Below are 20,931 nucleotides of genomic sequence, written 5' to 3'. Positions count from 1 at the left end.
TATCGCTTAACCCGTAATAATCTTCTATGTTGTCCGTAAAGGGAAAAACTTCATATCCGCCGGTTTTTAAATTATTTTTATAAAAATTCTCTGCCGTTTCGGCGTCGCGCAAACCGGTTTGATGATATATGATTATATTGCGCAATAAATTATCGTCCATTCCCGATAACATCTTTAAAACGGCCTTATTTACGGACGAAGCGCCCTGAGAGCCGCCGAAAACGAATATTTTTAATTTTTTATCCGCGGTAAAGTCTTTTTCTTTTTTTGATTCCGAAAGAGCATATCTAAATATTTTTTCCCTTACCGGATTGCCAGCCGTAATAACCGTGCCGAAACTGATTCGCCGTTTGGTTTCTTCAAATGAAGCAAATACCGTTATTCCGAGAAGGGCAAGAATTTTATTTGCAAGTCCTGGTTCGACGTTCTGCTCCATAACTCCGCACTTTATTTTTCTTAACCTTGCGACGACAAGAGGAACTAAAGATATATAGCCCCCAAGCCCTAAAACGTAATCGGGTTTTATATTTTTATAAATTGCATTCACGGTTTTCGCCGCATAAACAGCATTTTTTAAAGATTTTAATTTATTCATAAAATTTTTTCCCGAAAACCCCGTAACGTTTATCGTCAACAGCCTGAAGCCGTAAACGTCTTTAACCTTATTTTCTATTCCTCTCTCCGTTCCTATAAAATAAATATCCGCTTTTTCGTCTAACGCTTTTAACTTTTCATAGACCGCAACGCCCGGAAACATATGTCCTCCGGTTCCTCCGCCGGCAATTACTATGTTCATCGAATATTTTTCCCTTTAATGCTCTGAGAAGATATATTAAGTAAAATCCCTATGCCTATGCACGTAGCAAACATAGAACTGCCGCCGTAGCTGATAAACGGAAGAGCAAGCCCTTTCGTAGGCAGAGCGCCCAGAACTACGCCGATATTTATAAATGCGCTTAGAGCAATCAAGCACGTAATGCCGTATGCAAGATAAGTTCCAAAAAGGTCGGGCGCGTTTATCGCCACTTTTAATCCCCTGTATGCAAGAATAAGATAAAGCAGTATAAACACTAATACGCCTATAAACCCAAGTTCTTCGCCTACCGTAGAAAATATAAAATCCGAATAAGGTGTCGGAAGAAAGAAAAGTTTTTCTTTTCCGTTTCCGAGTCCTACCCCGTATAAACCGCCCCGCGCAAAAGCAAACAAAGATTGTATTATTTGAAAACCTATACCCGTCTTATCGTGCCAAGGATGAAGAAAAGCAAGTATCCTGTCCCTTCTGTATGCCACGGTAAATATTAAAAAATATGCGGCGATTCCGCCGAGTGCGGCAACCGCTAACAGGTAAAACAGCGATACGCCGCCTGCATAAAGCATTATAAAAGTTATAAAAAACATCATCGAACTTGTTCCAAAATCGGGTTCTTTTAAGAGCAGCAAGTCTAAAAATCCCAAAAATATAAAAGGACCTATAAAAATAAACGAATACGGATTTTTATCAAGATCGTCTTTTCTCTTTTCCAAAAAATTAGCTAAATACACTATAAAAAAAATTTTTAAAAATTCTGAGGGCTGTATGCTAAAAAACCTTAAATTTATCCATCTCCTTGAACCTCCGGCATCTATTCCGATATGGGGAACGAATACTAAAAACATTAAAACTATTATTATAAATAAAATAATTTTATAAAAAGATTTAAGCATATGGTAGTCGTTGCGCATTAAAAACCATACGGCTAATCCGGACAACGCAACATATATTCCCTGCCTTAAAATAAAGTGATAACTTACGCCGTACTGAACTATAGAAATCATCGCGCTTGTAGAATAAACCATAACTAAGCCGAGCGATATTAACAGTATGACCGTAAGAAACAACGCCGTATCGTATTTTCTAATAAAAACTTTTCCGTAGTTAATCATAATTTTTCATAAAAATTATTTTTTAATTTCTCGAAACATTTTTTAAATACGTCCCCTCTCTCGCCGTAATCTTTAAACATATCGAAACTAGAAGATGCCGGGGACAGTAAAACCGTTCCAGAAGCGCCGTTTTTAACCGTATCTTTTAAATAATTAAAAGATTTAACGACTGCGTCTTCCATATCGCCGGCAAGCATATATTCTACGCGTCCTTTCAGCGTTTTTTCCAGGACTTCTTTAGTTTCTCCCATTAAAACGCACGCTTTTACGCTTCTTTTTACGGGTTCTACGATGCTCTCGTAATTAAATCCCTTGTCTTTCCCGCCGAGTATAAGGACTATATCCGTTTTAACGCCGTCTTCGCTTAAAGCGCCGAACGAATTAAGCGCGCTTATTACAGCCGCCGGATTAGTAGCTTTTGAATCGTCGTAAAAATATACGTTATCTATACTGCCGATGCATTCAACCCTGTGTTTTAAGAGGCGGTAGCCGTCGAAAGCTTTTTTTATAACGTCTGGAGAAATTCCATACAGAGCCAGAGAACAGGCGGCGGCCATCATGTCTTCTATGACGAATTTTCTTTTATCCGCAACGTCTTTTAAGGAAATTTCGGCGTTAAACCCCAATAAATCTTTAAGCCGCAGATTAATAAAGCCGTCTTTATAAAAAACGTCGCATTTATCTTCTTCAAATCCGTATAAAACGGTATTTGAGCCGACAACGCCTTTTAAAATAGACGAATTATAATCTTCCCCATTTAATACGGCGACATCGTTATATCTAAGATTTTTAAACATTTTATATTTAGTAAGCCTGTATTCGTCAAAATTAAGATATCTGTCCATATGATCGTCTTCTACGTTAAGAAGCACGGCGATATCGGGTTTAAAATCGTAAATCCATTCAAGCTGAAAACTGGATATCTCTAAAATAAAATCTTCGTAATCGTCTATGCCGGATATAAAAGGTACTCCCAGATTGCCTCCTACGAAAGTTTTTCCGCTTAAACCAGCCGCTTCTATCGCGCTTTTACACAGGGTAACCGATGTAGTCTTGCCGTTTGTTCCGGTAATAGCTATAATTTTTGCATTTTTATCTTTTTGAATATTATTAATATTATTATACGCAAATTCAATTTCGCTTAAGACTGGAATATTTGCTCTTTTTAATTTTAAAATAATTTGATGGTCTCTGGGTATTCCGGGACTTACGATGCATTTTTCTATATCTTTAAAATATCTGCCTAAAAGTATTTCTTCGTTTTGCTTATTAAAAAATATAACGTTTCCGTCTTGAACGTCTATGCCGCCCGCATTTTCGGAGGTATCGTCGTATATAAATAGCCTTTCTTTTTCTGCGTACTTTTTTCTGCTCTTAATATATTCGTAAACGGCAGCGCCTGTTTTACCGAAACCTAAAATTAAATCAGACATTAAAAAATCCTCAATTTAAGAGTTGACAGTGCAAATATAGTCAATATCAGGGAAACTATCCACAGCCTTATTACTATTTTCGATTCGGGAACGCCTTCTATTTCAAAATGATGATGTATAGGCGCCATTTTGAATATCCTTTTTTTTCTAAGCTTATAAGAGCCGACCTGAAAAATGACGCTTAAAGCCTCAATGACGAACACAAATCCTATTATAATCAATAAAATTTCCTGCCGAGAAACTATTGCGACGTAACCTAATATAGCGCCCAAAGGTATTGAGCCTGCATCTCCCATAAAAACCGAAGCTGGATAAGAATTGAACCATAAAAAACCTATAGAAGCGCCGAATAAAGAAGCGCATAATATTACGACTCCTCCTATGTTTTTTATATAAGGTATATGCAGATAGTCCGCAAATTTGTAATTCGACGCCGCATACGAAAATATAAGATATCCGGCTATGGCTATGGCAAAAACCCCTATGGCCAAACCGTCGAGACCGTCGGTTAAATTAACTGCGTTGGAAGAACCGACTATTATAAATGCCGAAAAAATTATAAAATAAACGCCGAAATTTAAATAATAGTCCTTAACAAACGGAATTATTACAGTTCCAAGAGATTCGTCGTGAAAATAAAGGGCGGTAGAAATGCATACGGCTATTAAAGTTTGAATAGAAAATTTATATTTGCCTCTAAGTCCCTTTGAAGAATGCCCCCTGATTTTTAAAAAATCGTCCGCAAACCCTATCATAGCAAACGATAAAAGCGTTAAAACGCCCATGTAAAGATAAAAGTTGTTAAGTTTTGTAAGCAGTAAAACCGGAACTAGGACGCTGAATAAAATTAAAAGTCCGCCCATTGTCGGAACGTCTTTCTTTTCGTTTATATGCGATTTTGGTCCGTCTTCGCGGACTACCTGCCCTATCTTCATTTTTTTCAATGCATTAATAAATATTTTACCGAAAGCTATCGATAATATCAGCGACAGTATAATGGCGTATGAAGACCTAAAAGTAATATATTTAAAAAAATCCGCATTTAAACTCAGCATACAGATGATTCGACCTTTTTATTCGTTTCTTCTTTAAAATACTCTTCAAGCTTCATGCCTCTCGAACCTTTAAGGAGTACTACGGCGTTATTTTTGTCTAATTTTTTAAAATCGTTTTTAAAAGTTTCGTCGTCTTTTATTAAAAAAAAATTTCCGGAAAATTTTTTTTCTTCCAGTCCTTTCGTAATAAAATCGGAATAATCTCCTTTATAAAAAATAAAATCGGCTAAACCGCTAATTTCGCGGCCAGCTTTAACGTGCTCTTCAGGAGCGGAATCGCCAAGTTCAAGCATATCTCCAAGAACTAATATTTTTTTGTTTTGGGAATAATCCGTTCTTATAAAATCCAGTGCGGCTTTAAGAGAATCGGGGTTTGAATTATATGCGTCGTTAATCAAAGTCCATTCGCCAGTATCGTCGGTTATACGAATTATCTCCATTCTTCCGTGAGGAATAATAAAATTTTTAAAAGCATCCGAATTAATATATGTTTCTGGAGCTATGCCGCATGCCGAAGCAATGGAAAAAGCACATAAAAAATCGTAAATTAAATGTTTTCCGCTAAAATTAACTTCTATAACGTATTTTTTCCCTTTAAATAAAACGTTTAAGGTTGTTTTACCAGTCTTTTCGTTTGAAACCGCGCTTTCGCATAAAACATCGGGAATGCCGTCGCTTTGAGAACTTTGGGCATTTTGGACATTTTGGGCATTTAGTTTTCCAAACCCGAAAGAAACGATATCGACTCCTTCTTTTATTTTATCCTTGTATTTTGCGGGCGGTATTGCATCGTCTGCGTTAAGAACTAGGAAACCTGCGTTTTTAAGGCTCAGGGCAAGTTCAGATTTTTCCATGAACACGCCTTCCGTATTTTTAAACTCTTCGAGGTGGGACTTCCCTATATTCGTAATAGCGCCGATATCCGGCGATATAATTTCGGAAAGCCTTTTTATCTCTCCTTTTTTGTTGGTTCCTATTTCAAGAATAAGATAATCGACTTTGTCGTTAAGCCTTAGGATAGCCTTTGGAACTCCTATTAAGTTATTATAATTATAATCATTTTTAAGAATTTTTTCTGCGCCGAAAACTGTAGAAAAAATTGCATAAACAATCTCTTTAGTGGTCGTTTTTCCGCAGGAGCCGGTTAAAGCGATTTTTTTCTTTAAATTAAATTTACTAAGATATAATTTGGCAATATCTCCCAAAGAAGAAACCGGGTCTGAAGTTGCTATAATAATTTTATCGCCGTATTTAGATATATCGTTGTTTTCTAAAAAATCCCATGAAACCAAAGCGCAATAGCCGCCTTTTTTAAAAACGGCTTCGACGAAGTCTTCTCCTTTGAAATTTTTGCCTTTTAACGCTATAAATATTGCGTTTCTGCCGAAATCATCCCTTGAATCGGTAAAAATTTCGTTAAAAACCAGCGGTCCGGTACCGTCGCCTGCAATGATTAATTTGCCGTCCGTTGCGCTTAAAATATCGTCTAAAGTTAAGTTATATTGTATTTTCATTTTTTTTACTTTTTTTATTTTTATAATATTTTAATACCTCTTCCTTATCGCTGAAATGAAACTTGGCGTCTTTTACTATCATATAATCTTCATGACCTTTGCCGGCTATAACGACCGTATCGTCCGCTCCCGCTATATAAAGAGCTAATTTTATGGCTTCCGACCTGTCTTCTTCTATAGTATAAGCATGTCTTTCATGCTCGGCAGACTTTTTAAAATTAATTAAAGCGTCGGGGTCTTTCTTATCGACGTACGATGCGTTTGTAACGCCGGATTTTATTTCTTCTATAATAGCCTGCGGATCCTCGCTTCTGGGATTGTCCGACGTTATTATGCTTATATCGGCAATATCGGTGGAATGTCTGCCCATAAGCGGCCTTTTACCTTTATCTCTGTCGCCGCCGCATCCAAAAACGCTTATCAGCTTTCCCTTGGAAATATCTTTTAAAGTGCCAAGAACTCTTTTTAATGCGTCGTCGGTATGCGCATAGTCTATACATACCAAAGGAGAAGACGGAACGCCGGTATCTATCTTTTCGAGTCTTCCAGAAACGTTCAAAAGCGATTCTATGCCTGAAATTATAAATTTGTCGGGAACGGAAAGAGCATGTGCAACGGAAACGGCAGCAAGTATATTATAAAGGTTATAAGAACCTATAAGCGGCGAATGTATATTTTTTAGAATTTTTTCGTTACGGCCTTTCATTTTTATAACGGCGTCGAATTTTAATCCGTCCATAGAATAATCTATGTTCTCGCAGGAAACATTCGACCCCTTATTTAACCCGTATGTAATAATATCGATATCGGTTGCGGATTTTAAAGCAAACAGCGGTTTAAGCTCATCGATAAGTTTTTTGCCGTATGGATCGTCGCCGTTTATAATTGCATATTTTTTAGCTTTGGAACTGTCCGTCAATACTTCGGAAAACAGTTTCTTTTTTGCTTTATAATAGGACTCCATATCTTTATGATAATCTAAATGATCCCGCGTTAAATTAGTAAAAACTGCGGCGTCGAACGGCGTTCCGTAAACCCTTCCCTGGTCTAAACTGTGGGAAGAAACTTCCATAACGCATGCAGAACCGCCCAAGCGTACGGTTTCGGCAAACATTTCGTTAAGTTCGTAAACATCGGGGGTAGTGTTTTTAGATTCTTTTTTGTCTTCTCCGATTTCATAATCGATAGTGCCGATTAAACCGGTTTTGTTTCCCGCGGCGTTTAAAATAGATTTTATAAGAAACGTAGTGGTGGTTTTTCCGTTTGTTCCCGTGACCCCGATAAGATTTAACTTATCTCCGGAATTGCCGAAAAAATTTTTAGACATTACCGCATATGCCTTAAGAGCATCTTTTGCAAAAATTACCGTAATATTTTTTTCGTTTTTAAGTTTTTCGGCAGTTTCTGCATCATCCGTCAATACGGCTACGGCGCCTTCAGACAAAGCATCTTTTGCAAAAATGTTTGAATTAACGCTAACGCCTTTTCTTGCTGCAAATAGACATCCTCTCTTAATTTTTCTAGAATCGTTAGATATGCATAAAATATCAGTATCCGTTCTGCCGCTAATGTATTCTATAAAATCGTTGTTTTTTATAATATTTTCTATCTTCATATAACTTATTTAACTTATTTTTTAACTTTTTTACTTAATTTTAACGCCGAAACCGACGTTAAATTTTTCTTTTTCGGTTTTAAAACTGATTTTGTTTGATTTTTTTTCTCCGTTTTTTGCAAAATGGTATAGCCTTAATTTTTTGGCTTAAATTTTAAAACCGCAGAATTTACGCCGCTGCCTGTAGCAATATATGTTCCGGGTTTAATGCTTTGATAATATAAATATCCGCTTCCGTATATTTTTATAGAAAGTCTCTCGAAATTACTTAATGCGTTTAATGCTTCATAAATCGTATCGCCTTTTAAATCCGGCATTGTTTCGGAATTGCTTGCATTATACTTTTTTTTATGTTTAAAACTTTTATTTTTTAAATTTTCAGTTATTTTCTTTAATTTATTATTACCGTTATAAGAGTTTCCGGCTTTTAACTGCTTTTTATATGCTTTGCCGCCGGGATAAACGTTTAATATATTCAAAGCGGTTTTAAATACGTCGCGGACTACGGGAGCGCTGACCGCTCCGCCGTAATAACTTATCTTAGAAGGCTCCTGCTGTACCACGAGCATTGCAAGAACAGGATGTTTATAGGGAACGAAAGCCATAAAAGAAGCGGTATATTTGTTTTTAAAATACGTTCCTGTCTTAGGATTGTCGACCTGACCCGTTCCTGTTTTACCGCAAACCTTAAAATCTATAAGTTTTGCATACTGACCCGTTCCTCCTTTAACGACTAAACGCATCATATATTTAATTTCTTTGTCGGTTTTTGAATTTATAACTCTTCTTATTTCATGAGGTTTTGCCCTGAATATAACCTTTCCGTATGGATTAACTATTTTTTTAATAATATAAGGCTTCAATAAAAAACCGCCGTTTGCAATTGCCGAAAGAGCCGTGATTTCCTGAAGTCCGTTTATAGCAGCTCCTTGCCCGAAAGCCTCTTCGCATGGACCGACTTCCGACCATTTGCTTACGTTTCTGTCGATTCCGGCATTTTCTCCAAGCAAACCTGCATGAGGCACGGATCGTAATCCCCATCTTTTAAGCCAATGCCAAACTCTTTCTTTTCCCATTTTCATTCCTACCTGACAGGCGCATACATTGCAGGAATATTCTATTAATTGATTTATAGTAAGTTTGCCGAACCAGTCTTCGACGTCATGAACTGTTATTCCGTCTATATAATAGGCTCCATGGTGTCCGTTTATTATAGTATCGGGCTTTATTATTCCGTCCTGCAAAGCTCCCGATATTATAAACGGCTTCATCGTGGAACCAGGCTCGAAATCATCTGTCACTGCCCTGTTTCTCCAGTATCTCGCAGGATATTTCCAGTAATAATTTGGGTTAAACGCAGGATAATCCGCCATAGCAAGAATAGCGCCTGTATTAGGATCCATTAATATCGCAAAAGCTCCTTTAGAATCGGCAGCTTTTGCCTCCTTGTCTAAATAGTACTGCGTAATAAATTGAAGTTGTTTATTTATAGTCAAATAAATATTATCTCCGTGGGTAGCCTTTTTGAGACCAAAACCTCTTATAAATATATACTGCCCCAAACCGTCCTGAAGAACCTTTAACGATTTTTTATTGCCTTTTAAATATTTATTGTATTTATACTCTATGCCTGATAAACCGTTATCGTTTATTCCTACAAACCCCAAAACATGAGCAAGCAATGTGCCGTTAGGATAATACCTGACCGGCTGTTTTACTATAATTATTCCTTCTATTCCTAGCTTCTCGACTTTTTTTGCCGTTTTTGCGGAAACTCTCCTTTTTATCCATGCAAATTGAAGATTTTGCGTCAATATTTTAATTATTTTATCATATTTTAAACCTATTACTTTTGAGAGCATTTCGGCGCTTTTAAGTTTATGCTTTACTATTAACGGATCTACCGCAACTCCGGGAATATTTACGCTTGCGGCAAGTATACTGCCGTCAGTCGAATAAATATTGCCGCGTTCAGGCGTAAAATATACGCTTGTCTGAAATTGCGCATCTGCAAGTTTGCTTAATCTGCCCCCCTCGATTATCTGGATGTCAAATGCCCTAAATATAAGCAAAACAGCAAAAATCGATATTACCATAAAACCGATAATCATTCTCAGTTTTAAAGTGGTTTTCCATACTCTAATCATGCACCATTATAATTTCGCCCTCTTTCGGATAAATAAAACCCATTTTTTTTGCAATACCGTAAATTCTGGACGGTGAACTTAAAGCCGTTTTTTTAATTAATAGTTTTTTATGCTTGTGTTCTAATTTTGATTTAATGTCATTAAGTTTTGTAATATCATAACCCAACTTAATGCTTTCCATAGTCGTCCATACGTAAAAAATTCCAAGAATGGTAAGTATTATAACTAAAATTATAAAATAAGGTTTTATCTTAGTCACGATAAAATGCCCTCAATTTAGCGCTCCTCGATCTGGGATTATTTTCTATTTCTTCTTCCGTCGGAACTATAGGTTTTTTATTTAAAGGTTTAAAATTTAAATTATTTTTTAAAAAATTTTTAACAATCCTGTCTTCGCCTGAGTGAAAAGAAATTATAACCGCTCTTCCGTCTTTTTTTAAAATGCCGTCAAGTTTAGATAGAAAAAGCGAAAGAGAATCGTATTCTTCGTTTACAAAAATTCTCAAAGCCATAAACGTTTTCGTTGCGGGATCGGTCTTGAATCTTTTAAATTTTCCGTATCCTTTGTAAACCGCTTTCCTTATTATTTCGGCTAATTCATAAGGGGTTTCTATAGATTTATTTTTCTTTCTATATTCTATTATGCTTTTTGCTATCCTTCTTGAAAATTTTTCGTCGCCGTATTTATATATAATGTCGGCTATTTCCCGCTCAGAATAGCCGTTTATTATGTCGTAAGCCGTTAATCCCCTTTCGTCGCCTGCATCCATCCTCATATCTAAGCTCGATAGTTTCGATAGGCTGGATAGACTAGATAGGCTGGATAGGCTCGCTTCGGCATCCTTCTTTTCGCCGTTTTCTTCGGAGGTTGCCATAGATACATCTACGGAGGCTTCATTGTTAAAAGTAAAGCTAAACCCCCTGTTGCTTTCAAGCTGTATCGAACTGATGCCCAGGTCGAGAACTACTCCGTCTATGCTTGCAAAACCGGCCGTTTTTATTACTTCGTCTATTTTGTCGAAATTTGAATGAAAAAGTTTAAAATTTTTATTATTAAATTCCGTTTCAAATTTAGACGAAACATTTTTAACCGCCGAAAAATCCCTGTCTATTCCGATAAGAAAACCTTCGCCGTCGAGTTTTTTCAGTATTGCTTCCGAAAATCCGCCGCCGCCTAAAGTTCCGTCGACGTAAACATTGCCGCGTCGTATGTTTAAAGCGTCCATAGCTTCTTTTAAAAGCACCGGTATATGGACTGCAGACTGCACGGCTTTAGACTGAGGTTGAGGTTGCGCCTTACGCACATATTCGCCTGTGCCGTCTATATCAACGCCGCCGCCGCTTTTTTTTCCGGAAAATATTTCCATAATATTTTATCTTATTTATATCATTTATATTATTTATTTATATTATTAACAACTCATATAGTTAGTATCCTTAATGCCATTTATTTTAATATTATCGGAATTTAGTTAGAATCCTATCTGTGCCATAGTAGCGGCAATAGACTCAAAATTTGACTTCGCACCTTGAAAATTAGCATCCCATAAATCTCTGTCCCATATTTCAAATCTGTTTATTATCCCTACGATAACCGCTTCTTTATTTAAATTTCCGCTTAATTTAAGCGATTGCGGAATGTGTATCCTGTCCATTTTATCGAGTTCTACTTCCTCCGCTCCAGAGAAAAAATACCTTAAAAATTCCAGCACGTCTTTTTGCATAGACGGAAGTTTAAGCGCCTTTTCCTCTAACTTGCGCCATTCCTCAAGCGGGTATGCGACAAGGCATTTATCGAGATTGGTAATTACCACGGACGTATCGTTATAAACCGACGCTAACGCCTCTTTTATCTTTTGAGGCACCTTTATTCTGCCCTTATCGTCTATCGCATGGTTATATCTGCCGCTAAACATAATGATATATTGAGAATAGATATTAAAATAAATTAAATTAAATTAATATAATTAATCTTTTACCACTTTTTACCACTTTTTACCACACTTAAATAATATTATTCATTTTATTAAAAGTCAAGTAAATTTAAAAATATTTTTTAAAATATCTATTTTAAAGGAGGTTATACTTGCTATCAAACGCAGTCGGGGGTTGGGGAATAAATAAATCTGACCCTTTTTTTGCCTTTTTTGTCACACCTTTTTTTCCTTTTTTTTAAAGTCGGAATTGAGAATACGGGAGCGTTTATGAAAAGAAAAAGGTGTCAGATTTTGTTTTACGCATACTAAAATGAACAATTAACGATAAAAGATATTGCGTAAAATTAATCTGACACCTTTTTCGACAACGCGATTATTACCTCGCTAAACCATCAAACGCAGTCGGGAGTAAAGATACGGAGGCGGGCGTTTATAAAAGCGAAGCTTTTATGCCCGCTGGAGTGAATAAATCTGACCCCTTTTTCTTTTTCGTGACGCCTTTTTCGCTAAGAAAGATATACTTCCAACCATTCCTTTAAGTGCGTCCTTTTTAATCCTAATATTTCGTCGTTTTTTTGCGATTCATCGTCTGTTTCGCAGATATTGTCGTGCTTCAGCATTCTAATCTGGTCGGAAGTTACGGGGGCGTTTTTGGATAAAGACGCGGATAATTTTTCGATAAAGCCGAGAGATTTTTCCGCAATGAACGAAGGAGTATGAATTTTTAGTTTTTTTGGCGGGGAAATTTCCATAATTAAGTCTATAATTTCCTCGAATTTGTAAATATCGGGACCGCATAAGCGGAAAACTTCGTTTACTGTTTTTTCGTTATATAAAGAATTATTATACGCTTCAGCTATGGAAAAGACGTCTATCGGCGCAAATTTATTTTCGCCGGTTCCTATTATCGGAACAAATGCTCTTGTTTTTATCAAGTCGATTATATCGTCGAAAAAACCGGCGTTGTTTCCGAATATCAAAGAAGGACGGAAAACCGTCCATTTTAAACCGGAATTTTTGACGAGCGATTCGCCTTCGTACTTTGTCGAAAAGTACTCCGAATCGCTATTTTCGGATGCGCCTAGAGCGCTCATATGTATAAACCTGCCTATGCCGTTTTCCTTCGCCAAGTCCAATAAGGTATTTACATAATCTACGTGAACTTTTTGAAAGGAAAAACCGGGTAAGCTTCTAATTATGCCTATAAGATTTATTACGGCGTCAAATTTATTTGCGGATAAAAAGCCGTTGACTGCGGCTTTATCTTCGAGCGTCCCTTCAAAAACTTCGTATCCCTGTTCCTTTAAACTGGGAATCTTATTTTTATTGCGCTCTAAAAGCGTGACGAAAGCGCCGGACGATTTAATTTTTTCGGATACGACCGAACCTACGAAACCTGTACCGCCGGTAATAAAAACTTTCATAAAATACTCCGCGTTATTTTATTTCTTTGTAATTAAAATAGTGATTAGCTTCTATATATCTTATAGTTCCGGTTTTAGACCTCATGACTACGGAATGCGTTTTCGCGCCTCCGTGAAAAAATTCCACTCCGTTCAAATAATCGCCGTTAGTCACGCCTGTTGCTACGAATATCACGTCTCCTGCCGCAAGTTCCTGTATGCCGTAAACTTTATTTAAATCTTTTATACCCATTTTAAGCGCGCGCTCTTTTTCGTCTTCATTCCTGAAAGCAAGCCTGCCCTGCATATCGCCTCCGACGCATCGTAATGCCGCAGCGCCGAGAACTCCTTCGGGTGCGCCTCCGATGCCCATAAGAACGTCTATTCCGGAGTCTTCTTTAGCGGTAGCTATAGCTCCGGCAACGTCGCCGTCCTGGATAAGACGAATTCTTGCTCCCGCTTTTCTGACTTCTTCTATTAATTCTTTATGTCTTTCGCGGTTAAGGATTATGACGGTAAGGTCTTCGACATACCTGTTCATAACATCCGCTATCCTGTGAAGATTTTCGGTAGACGAAAGATTAATGTCTATTGCACCTTTTGCTTTAGGACCGACGGCTATTTTCTGCATGTAAGTATCCGGAGCGTGAAGAAAGTTTCCGTGGTCGCCTATAGCCATAACCGCAATAGCGTTAGGCGCGCTTGTAGCCGCTAAGGTAGTTCCTTCTAAAGGATCGACGGCTATATCGACCTTCTGTCCTTTACCGTTGCCGACTTTTTCCCCTATATAAAGCATCGGAGCTTCGTCCCTTTCGCCTTCGCCTATAACGATAGTGCCGTCTATATCTATGTAATTAAGGGAGTCCCTCATGGATTCGACGGCCGCCCTATCGGCCGCTTTTTCGTCGCCCCTTCCTATAAACCTTGCAACAGATATTGCGGCATGCTCCGTAACCCTGACAAATTCTATAGTCAACGCTTTATCGTCCATACTACCCCTCCCTTATGTTATATTTACGATTAAAGTTTGTAATGTTTTAAAAAATTAAACGGTAAATTCTTAAAAGACATTTTTGCCTCACGTAACTATAAAAAATTATACTATGTTTATCTATATATTTCAATTTTAAACGTCTTTTTAGCTGTTTTTATAGCTTGCGTTCCGGCACTCCGTCGTATTCGTGGAGGTTTGCGGCTAATCTCCTGAAGGGTTTTTCCCTCATCCATTCCTCGAAAACCTGTCCGACGAGTCCGGCGGAACGGGCGATAATAAAAAAGCCTTTGCCGAGCCTGTAATCGAAACCCATATCGGAAATTATTGCGGCGATACAGCCGTCGACGTTAAGAGGAAGCTTCTGCTCCGGTTTTTTAATTTTAAATTCGTCGGCTATATAAACGGCTAACTTAATAAAATCGCCCCCGAAATTTAAATCTTTGGCTACCTCTAAAAGTCTTTTCGTCCTGGGGTCGACGGTATGAAGCTTATGCCCGTAACCTGCTAGTCTCTTTTTATTTTTGAGCGCATCGTCGACTATGTTTGCCGCCATTTCTTTTATTTCGGATTCTTTAAGTCCGTCCTTGCCTTTTAAATAGTCCTGAAACATTTTAGCGGCTTTTTCTATTGCTCCTCCGTGCGCATCGCCGAGAGTCAATACTCCGGCCGCCACGGCGGCATTAAGCGAATTCCCTCCCGAAAATACGGTCCTTGCGGCAACTGACGATGGAGCGGCTATGCCGGCATCTATGCAGGAAACGAAAATTGCGTCAAGCATTTTAGCTTCGTTTTGATTTGGAAGTTCGCCTTTTAAAAGCAGAAAACAGACTTCCGCATAAGATTTATTCCCTATCAGGCTGTCGAGATTGTAACCCCTTATAAGAATTTTGCCGTCCTGATTGGACGTAATTGCGGTTCTCCACTCTTTTTGAGAAACGGTTTCGGACATAAAATCATCGCTCCTTATTTTAAAAATTATTTTTAATATTTAAATTTATATTATGTTATGCTAAGTTAAGTTTAAGTCGGCTTGATTCCAAAATTAAATTTCCCTTAGTTTCGACAAATACATTGAAGAAACTAAGGGAGTGAAATTATAAATTCTATAAAAATTTATTTTAAAGTGCTGTAAAGCGGTTTTACGTCGTCGGAAGAACCGTCTTCAAAATCTCTTTTTACTCCCAGGGAAATAATCGAGTTGACTAATTCGTGATAAAATTTGGCGACCTTGATTGTTCCGGTTTTTTTGCCGACTTCTTCAAGCAGTTTCATCTTGTTGGTAGCTTTTCCCATACCTCTTTCTACTATAGCTCCCGCATGACCGAAAGATACGCCTTCCGGCATCATCTCCTGAAAAACGCCTGCTACGAATACCGCCAACGGCTTAGTATATCCGCCTTTATCCACGAGTTCGGCGACCTGCTCCTCATAAACGCCGCCGGGTTCGCCCATTATAACGCATGCCTGGACGTTTTTGTCTTTTTCCAGTTCCGGCAGGACATCCGCAAAAGTAGTACAGGCAATAACGTCTCCGCCTACGGCAAGCGCCATATAAATTCCGAAGCCTCTTCTTTTAAACATCTCGGAGGTCGTAACGGTAAGTCCGCCGCTTTTTGAAAGTACGACAATAGAGCCGTCCTTGAATGCGATGCTCGGGTCTTTTCCGCCTATCGCCCCTATCCTGCCTACCGAAGGAACGTAACAGCCCAGTGAAGTTCCTCCTACTATAGTAACGCCTTTTTCTTTGGCAAATTCGTATATTATTATAGAATCCCTGATGGGCACATGTTCGGTAATTATATATATAAGTTTAATGCCGTTGTCTATAAGTTCATAGACGGCATCCAAAACGGACGTCGGCGGAACGTAAACAAGTCCGGTATTAACCGAATTTTTTAAATCTTTAGCTTTAAGAGCTTCTTTTACGGTATCGAAAACGGGTACAGGACAGTCGTCCGTAAGCACGGTACCGCCTTTACCCGGCGTTACTCCGCATTTTACTATGCCGGGGAATAATTTTTCCGATTCGATAACGACTTGAGAAGCCTCTCTTCCGGTAATACCTATTACTATAACTCCTGTTCCGTCGTTTAAAAATTTAGTGCCTTTCATATAAATAATCTCCAATCAATTATTTTAACGAACTAAATTATTTTTTATGCAATTTAAATAAATAATATAAAATAAAATTATATTAAGCCGTTATATTAAATTTTTAGATTTTAAAATTTCATATAATTTTTCCGGCGCTTCGGTCAGCGGAAGTTCCGAATCGTATATTACGCCTTCGATGTTATTTTTCTGGAAACATTCGTAAAGCATTTTTAAACCTTTCTGATATTCAGGCCCGCTTCTTCTTACCATCCAAATCAAACCTTCCGGAAATGTCCCTTCTTTCTTCATTTCTTCTATTGCCGATACCAATCCTTCGCCTATCGTTACGTCTATTCTTGTATTACTTGCCGTGCCTCCGCATACTAGAACGGCTTTTAAACCCGGCTTAGAAAGTATTATTTTTGAAATTTTATTCATTTTTTCTGCGGGAGGATTTCCGCCTATATCCGTCAAATTAGCAGGCTTCATTCCAAGCGCAAAAACTGTTTCGGCCGTAATGGTAGAGCCGCCGCCTCCAAAAGTCATCATTCCTATATTGCCGTCTAATTCTACATATGAACCTGCTTTTCCCCTGTGGTCGTCCCTGTCTATCAAATGCGCCGCTTTCTCTCTTTCCGTCAGAGGCCTTCCCATAGCGCCTCTTGCCGTATATATTTTTGAAGGCGCTATTCTGGCATCGTCGTCTATCATGGTTACGGCATCGATGGCAAAAACTTTCTGCTTATCGGGATTTGCCTTGTCTCCAGCTATTATTAAAGGATTAACCTCAAGCAGTCTTGCTTCCGAATTCCAGAATCCTTTATACATATTGGCTATGACTTCGGACATTTGCCTCAATACAGGCTTGTCCTCAAGTCCTATTTCAATAAGATATTCCCTTACTTTATAAGGAAACAGCCCTTCGAGCGGATTTATTTCAAAAGTAAATATTTTAGAAGGGTCCTGCTCTTCGACGTCCATTCCGCCTTCAAGGGAAACTACGAATACTGGACGCCTCGGTTTTGAAGAATATGTAAAACTTACATATAATTCCTTAATTATAGAGGCTTTTTCCTGAAGGATTACGCTTACCGGTTTTTCGCCGTAAACTTCGGCTTCCATTAAAGCCTGAACATGTTCGTTTGCTTCGTCGCCGTTTTTTGCAAATTTTACTGCGCCGGCTTTGCCTCTTTTGCCTACCAGAACCTGCGATTTAATGACTACATCGCCGTACTGCTCTACAAAATCGGTTACATTCTGACCGGGATGCTGAACTACTAAATATTTAGGCGTAGGTACGCCGTACTTTTTAAATATGGTATCATAAGTTTCGTATTCGTAAAGCTTCATATAAAACCTCGATAAATTAATTAATATATTACACTGCGGAATTGAATTCAGCAGCGGTCGCACTTTATCCTCTTATCCTATATTTAACAGCGGATCGTCCGGCGTAATATTATCGCCTACTTTAACGTAAATCGCTTTAACCGTACCATCTGCCGCGGCGTGTATTTCATTTTCCATTTTCATGGCTTCGACCATAGCGACGGTCTGTCCTTTCGTTACTTTATCTCCCTCTTTTACTAATATCTTAGCAACTTTGCCCGGCATAGGAGGAGTAACGTCTCCTGCTTCGATACCTCTTTTACCGTTAGATGCGCCTCCCGCGGAGGTCTTAGAACCGCCGGCTTTTCCGCCGATTACCGCTTCTACTTTGGGAAAAAGCTGTATTTCTTCTAATTTACCGCCTACCCTTACATAATATTTTCTGGGTTTGCCTTCTTCCTGATTTGGAGTTACGCCTTCAATTTTTACGTTAAATTTATCGCCGTGATATGTAACGTCAAACTCCACCGGCGCCGTATTTTCGATAACTCCTGCGCGGGTTTCTATCATGTCTTCGGTACCCGGCGTCACTTCCGGCGTTTCTAACTCTCCGTTTTCCCTTGCTTTCAAAAATTCCATAGCCTGAAGCGGGAACAAGACGTAAAGAAGAATATCCTCGTCGGATTTTGCAAGCGAACCGAGTTCTTTAACCGCCTTATCCCATTCGTTTACGTCTGCGCTGTCGCTTGGACGCTTTGAATAATCCGGTTTGCCGCCTGGTCCCATAATTTTTTCGACAAGATCTTTAGACACCGGTCCCGGAGGCGTGCCGTATTTGCCTTCTATATAATCTCTTACCTCTTTCGTTATCATCTTGTATCTTTCGCCGGATATAACGTTTAAAACAGCCTGAACGCCGACTATTTGAGACGAAGGTGTTAAAAGTGGGGGGTAACCAAGGTCTTTTTCGACGTTCGGAGTTTCTTTAAGAACCTCTTCCATTTTATCGATAGCGTTAGCCTCTTTTAACTGAGCCGTCATATTTGAAATCATACCGCCGGGTATTTTATGGATAAGAACTTTTGCGTTGACTCCGCCGTATTCAGTTTCGTATTTTTTATAATTTTTCCTTATAATTCCGGTTAAAGCTGCTGCTTCCTCCAAGATTTTTAAATCTATGCCCGTATCGTAAGGCGTGCCTTGAAGCGCGGCGACTACGCTTTCCGTAGCCGGATGCGAAGAACCGAAAGCAAGAGGAGAAAGAACCGTATCCAGCATGTCCACGCCGGCATATATCGCCATCATATGATTCATTATGGCTGTTCCGCTCATATCGTGATTGTGAAACAAAATTTTTATTTTGTCTCCAACTTTTTCTTTCATTCCTTTTATTATGTTGTAAGTATCTAACGGCATTATTATACCGGTAGCGTCTTTAAAGGAAATCCAGTCAGGCGCTATTTCTAAAAGTTCGTCTGCGTATTGCATCCATTTTTCGTATGTATGAACGGGGCTTTTGGTATAGCTTATTTCCGCATGACATTCTCCGCCGAGTTCCTTAATAACCTTGCATGCGACTTCGATATTGCGGTTATCGTTTAAAGAGTCGAACACCCTGAAAACGGTAATACCGTTTTTAAGGGCTTTTTCGACAAACTTGTAAACCACCTTGTCGGCTCTAGGTCTATAGCCCACTATGCTCTGTCCTCTAAACAGCATCTGTATTTTTGTATTCGGCATCACGGCTTTAATTCTTCTGAGCCTTTCCCACGGGTCTTCTTTTAAGTATCTTAGGCAGACGTCGTACGTCGCTCCGCCCCATGCCTCGAAAGCGTAAAGTCCTGCTTTATCCATTTTTTCGCATAAAGGAAGCAAATCGTCAGTCGTAACCCTCGTCGCCAGCTTACACTGCTGTCCGTCCCTTGCGGTTAAATCGGTAATTAAAATCTTTTTAGGCTTTGCGATTTCTATCGAGCCTTCTTGCAACATAGTTTCGATATTTTTCATTTATTCCTCCGTTATAGACTATAAACCGTGATACGCCGACAAGGCGGCGCTAATAAAAGCTACAAAATCTTCTTTATCTCTCTGCACTTCATATTCAAAAACATCCGGATTTTCTTTTAAATAATTAGTGGAAAAAAGTCCAGTTTTAAAATTATCTTTTTTAATTATCTTTTTTATAATAGGTATCGTCGTTTTAATGCCTTTAATTTCGTAAGTTTCTAATGCTTCATAAGTTCTGCTTATAGCTTCTTCAAACGTATTGCCCCAGCAGATTAATTTGCCGATCATAGAATCGTAATAAGGAGTTACTTCAAAGCCTACCGATGCCGCGCTTTCTATTCTTATACCGTTGCCTCCTGGAACGTAATAGCGTTCTATAGTGCCGATGCTCGGACGAAAATCGTTTTTCGGGTCTTCCGCATTTATTCTGCATTCTATGGCAAATCCCTTTAGCTTGACGTCTTCCTGTTTTATTGATAATTTATTGCCGGCGGCGATTTTAATCTGCTCTTTAACTATGTCGAATCCGGTAATGCTTTCGGTAACGGGATGTTCTACCTGAACCCTCGTGTTCATTTCTATAAAATATATATTACCCGACAAATCGGAAACGAATTCCATGGTGCCTGCGCTGTAATAGCCTATATCCCTGCATGCCTTAACAGCGGCATCGCCGTAAAATTTACGTTTTTCTTCGGTTAAAACCATAGACGGCGCTATTTCTATCATTTTTTGATTTTTTCTCTGAATAGAACAGTCTCTTTCGCCAAGATGAACTACGTTGCCGAATTTATCGCCGAGAATTTGGAACTCGATATGTTTCGGATTTTCGATAAACTTTTCTAAAAGCAGTTCTCCGTTGCCGAATGCTTTAAGCGCTTCAGCGTAAGCGTTTTCATAATTGGTCTTTACTTCTCCGGCATTGCGGCATAACCTTATTCCTCTGCCTCCTCCGCCAGCGGTAGCCTTAAGAAGAACGGGATAACCTATTTTTTCCGCTATTTCAAGTGCTTCTTCGGCAGATTTTAATATGCCGTCGCTGCCAGGAACGGTAATAACGCCGGCTTTTTTCATAATTTCTTTCGACCTTGCTTTATCGCCCATAAGCCTTATAACTTCCGACGAAGGTCCGATAAAATTAATATTATTGTCTTCGGCGGCTTTTGCAAAATCTTCGTTTTCGGCAAGAAATCCGTAACCTGGATGAATTGCGTCCGCTCCTATAGATTTTGCAAGGTCTATTATAAGCTGATAGTTAAGATAAGTATCGAGAGGGTTTGCGCCTATCATATAAGCTTCGTCGGCCATTTTTACGTGCCGCGCTGTCGGTTCTACGTCGGAAAAAATAGCCGCAGTGGGTATGCCGAGCTCTTTCGACGCCCTTATTATTCTGCAGGCTATTTCGCCCCTGTTCGCTACTAAAATTTTATTAAACATTATTTTAAAAATCCTCCGTCAGATTAATTCGGTTCACTTG

General features: G+C 38.7%; 17 protein-coding genes. All 17 read right to left on the bottom strand.

Annotated elements, in window-relative coordinates; translation table 11 throughout:
* A partial coding sequence (locus EVJ48_06700) for a hypothetical protein (protein ID RZV38652.1) occupies positions 1-796 on the bottom strand: 796 nt, incomplete at its 3' end.
* The gene (gene ftsW, locus EVJ48_06695) at positions 793-1,926 is read right to left on the bottom strand and encodes a putative lipid II flippase FtsW (GenBank protein ID RZV38651.1); all 1,134 of its coding nucleotides are present in this window, start codon (positions 1,924-1,926) and stop codon (positions 793-795) included. The genes EVJ48_06700 and ftsW, both read right to left, overlap by 4 nt.
* Entirely contained in the window at positions 1,923-3,359 is a 1,437-nt protein-coding gene (gene murD, locus EVJ48_06690; GenBank protein ID RZV38650.1) for a UDP-N-acetylmuramoyl-L-alanine--D-glutamate ligase, read from the bottom strand. The genes ftsW and murD overlap by 4 nt, the downstream gene beginning before the upstream one ends.
* Positions 3,359-4,414, bottom strand: a complete 1,056-nt coding sequence (locus tag EVJ48_06685; protein RZV38649.1) for a phospho-N-acetylmuramoyl-pentapeptide-transferase — start codon at positions 4,412-4,414, stop codon at positions 3,359-3,361. The genes murD and EVJ48_06685 overlap by 1 nt, the downstream gene beginning before the upstream one ends.
* On the bottom strand, positions 4,408-5,928 hold the full coding sequence (locus tag EVJ48_06680) for a UDP-N-acetylmuramoyl-tripeptide--D-alanyl-D-alanine ligase (protein ID RZV38648.1): 1,521 nt from the start codon (positions 5,926-5,928) through the stop codon (positions 4,408-4,410). The genes EVJ48_06685 and EVJ48_06680 overlap by 7 nt, the downstream gene beginning before the upstream one ends.
* Positions 5,912-7,543, bottom strand: a complete 1,632-nt coding sequence (locus EVJ48_06675) for a UDP-N-acetylmuramoyl-L-alanyl-D-glutamate--2,6-diaminopimelate ligase (GenBank protein RZV38647.1) — start codon at positions 7,541-7,543, stop codon at positions 5,912-5,914. The genes EVJ48_06680 and EVJ48_06675 overlap by 17 nt, the downstream gene beginning before the upstream one ends.
* 134 nt (positions 7,544-7,677) lie before the next feature.
* Positions 7,678-9,690 (bottom strand): hypothetical protein, encoded by a 2,013-nt coding sequence (locus EVJ48_06670; GenBank protein ID RZV38646.1) that lies wholly within the window; start codon positions 9,688-9,690, stop codon positions 7,678-7,680.
* Positions 9,683-9,952 (bottom strand): hypothetical protein, encoded by a 270-nt coding sequence (locus EVJ48_06665; protein ID RZV38645.1) that lies wholly within the window; start codon positions 9,950-9,952, stop codon positions 9,683-9,685. Before EVJ48_06665 ends, EVJ48_06670 begins: the two co-directional genes overlap by 8 nt.
* The gene (gene rsmH / locus EVJ48_06660) at positions 9,942-11,057 is read right to left on the bottom strand and encodes a 16S rRNA (cytosine(1402)-N(4))-methyltransferase (GenBank protein ID RZV38644.1); all 1,116 of its coding nucleotides are present in this window, start codon (positions 11,055-11,057) and stop codon (positions 9,942-9,944) included. Before rsmH ends, EVJ48_06665 begins: the two co-directional genes overlap by 11 nt.
* A gap of 105 nt (positions 11,058-11,162) precedes the next feature.
* The gene (mraZ, locus tag EVJ48_06655) at positions 11,163-11,606 is read right to left on the bottom strand and encodes a division/cell wall cluster transcriptional repressor MraZ (GenBank protein RZV38643.1); all 444 of its coding nucleotides are present in this window, start codon (positions 11,604-11,606) and stop codon (positions 11,163-11,165) included.
* A 527-nt stretch (positions 11,607-12,133) separates the two neighbouring features.
* On the bottom strand, positions 12,134-13,051 hold the full coding sequence (locus EVJ48_06650; GenBank protein ID RZV38642.1) for an NAD-dependent epimerase/dehydratase family protein: 918 nt from the start codon (positions 13,049-13,051) through the stop codon (positions 12,134-12,136).
* Between the two features lie 13 nt (positions 13,052-13,064).
* Positions 13,065-14,021 carry a class II fructose-bisphosphatase gene (gene glpX / locus EVJ48_06645; GenBank protein ID RZV38641.1) on the bottom strand — a complete coding sequence of 319 codons (957 nt, stop codon included), beginning with the start codon at positions 14,019-14,021 and terminating at the stop codon, positions 13,065-13,067.
* A 157-nt stretch (positions 14,022-14,178) separates the two neighbouring features.
* On the bottom strand, positions 14,179-14,973 hold the full coding sequence (locus EVJ48_06640) for a citryl-CoA lyase (GenBank protein ID RZV38640.1): 795 nt from the start codon (positions 14,971-14,973) through the stop codon (positions 14,179-14,181).
* A gap of 164 nt (positions 14,974-15,137) precedes the next feature.
* The gene (locus EVJ48_06635; protein ID RZV38639.1) at positions 15,138-16,136 is read right to left on the bottom strand and encodes a succinyl-CoA synthetase subunit alpha; all 999 of its coding nucleotides are present in this window, start codon (positions 16,134-16,136) and stop codon (positions 15,138-15,140) included.
* 90 nt (positions 16,137-16,226) lie between these two features.
* A complete protein-coding gene (locus EVJ48_06630) occupies positions 16,227-17,468 on the bottom strand; it encodes a succinate--CoA ligase subunit beta (GenBank protein RZV38638.1) in 1,242 nt (413 codons plus the stop codon).
* A 72-nt stretch (positions 17,469-17,540) separates the two neighbouring features.
* Entirely contained in the window at positions 17,541-19,454 is a 1,914-nt protein-coding gene (locus tag EVJ48_06625; GenBank protein ID RZV38637.1) for a pyruvate carboxylase subunit B, read from the bottom strand.
* A gap of 18 nt (positions 19,455-19,472) precedes the next feature.
* Positions 19,473-20,891 carry an acetyl-CoA carboxylase biotin carboxylase subunit gene (gene accC / locus EVJ48_06620; GenBank protein RZV38636.1) on the bottom strand — a complete coding sequence of 473 codons (1,419 nt, stop codon included), beginning with the start codon at positions 20,889-20,891 and terminating at the stop codon, positions 19,473-19,475.
* Positions 20,892-20,931 lie beyond the last annotated feature (40 nt).

The organism is Candidatus Acidulodesulfobacterium acidiphilum, assembly GCA_008534395.1.
GTDB classification, from domain to species: domain Bacteria; phylum SZUA-79; class SZUA-79; order Acidulodesulfobacterales; family Acidulodesulfobacteraceae; genus Acidulodesulfobacterium_A; species Acidulodesulfobacterium_A acidiphilum.
This window is presented reverse-complemented; position numbering and strand designations above follow the sequence as displayed.

What these genes read in the sequence shown, in the direction of transcription:
- ftsW (RZV38651.1), bottom strand. Translation starts at nt 1,926, where the DNA reads ATGATTAACTACGGAAAAGTTTTTATTAGAAAATACGATACGGCGTTG.
- EVJ48_06630 (RZV38638.1), bottom strand. Translation starts at nt 17,468, where the DNA reads ATGAAGCTTTACGAATACGAAACTTATGATACCATATTTAAAAAGTAC.
- EVJ48_06685 (RZV38649.1), bottom strand. Translation starts at nt 4,414, where the DNA reads ATGCTGAGTTTAAATGCGGATTTTTTTAAATATATTACTTTTAGGTCT.
- accC (RZV38636.1), bottom strand. Translation starts at nt 20,891, where the DNA reads ATGTTTAATAAAATTTTAGTAGCGAACAGGGGCGAAATAGCCTGCAGA.
- EVJ48_06680 (RZV38648.1), bottom strand. Translation starts at nt 5,928, where the DNA reads ATGAAAATACAATATAACTTAACTTTAGACGATATTTTAAGCGCAACG.
- EVJ48_06675 (RZV38647.1), bottom strand. Translation starts at nt 7,543, where the DNA reads ATGAAGATAGAAAATATTATAAAAAACAACGATTTTATAGAATACATT.
- glpX (RZV38641.1), bottom strand. Translation starts at nt 14,021, where the DNA reads ATGGACGATAAAGCGTTGACTATAGAATTTGTCAGGGTTACGGAGCAT.
- EVJ48_06640 (RZV38640.1), bottom strand. Translation starts at nt 14,973, where the DNA reads ATGTCCGAAACCGTTTCTCAAAAAGAGTGGAGAACCGCAATTACGTCC.
- mraZ (RZV38643.1), bottom strand. Translation starts at nt 11,606, where the DNA reads ATGTTTAGCGGCAGATATAACCATGCGATAGACGATAAGGGCAGAATA.
- EVJ48_06650 (RZV38642.1), bottom strand. Translation starts at nt 13,051, where the DNA reads ATGAAAGTTTTTATTACCGGCGGTACAGGTTTCGTAGGTTCGGTCGTA.
- murD (RZV38650.1), bottom strand. Translation starts at nt 3,359, where the DNA reads ATGTCTGATTTAATTTTAGGTTTCGGTAAAACAGGCGCTGCCGTTTAC.
- rsmH (RZV38644.1), bottom strand. Translation starts at nt 11,057, where the DNA reads ATGGAAATATTTTCCGGAAAAAAAAGCGGCGGCGGCGTTGATATAGAC.
- EVJ48_06635 (RZV38639.1), bottom strand. Translation starts at nt 16,136, where the DNA reads ATGAAAGGCACTAAATTTTTAAACGACGGAACAGGAGTTATAGTAATA.
- EVJ48_06670 (RZV38646.1), bottom strand. Translation starts at nt 9,690, where the DNA reads ATGATTAGAGTATGGAAAACCACTTTAAAACTGAGAATGATTATCGGT.
- EVJ48_06625 (RZV38637.1), bottom strand. Translation starts at nt 19,454, where the DNA reads ATGAAAAATATCGAAACTATGTTGCAAGAAGGCTCGATAGAAATCGCA.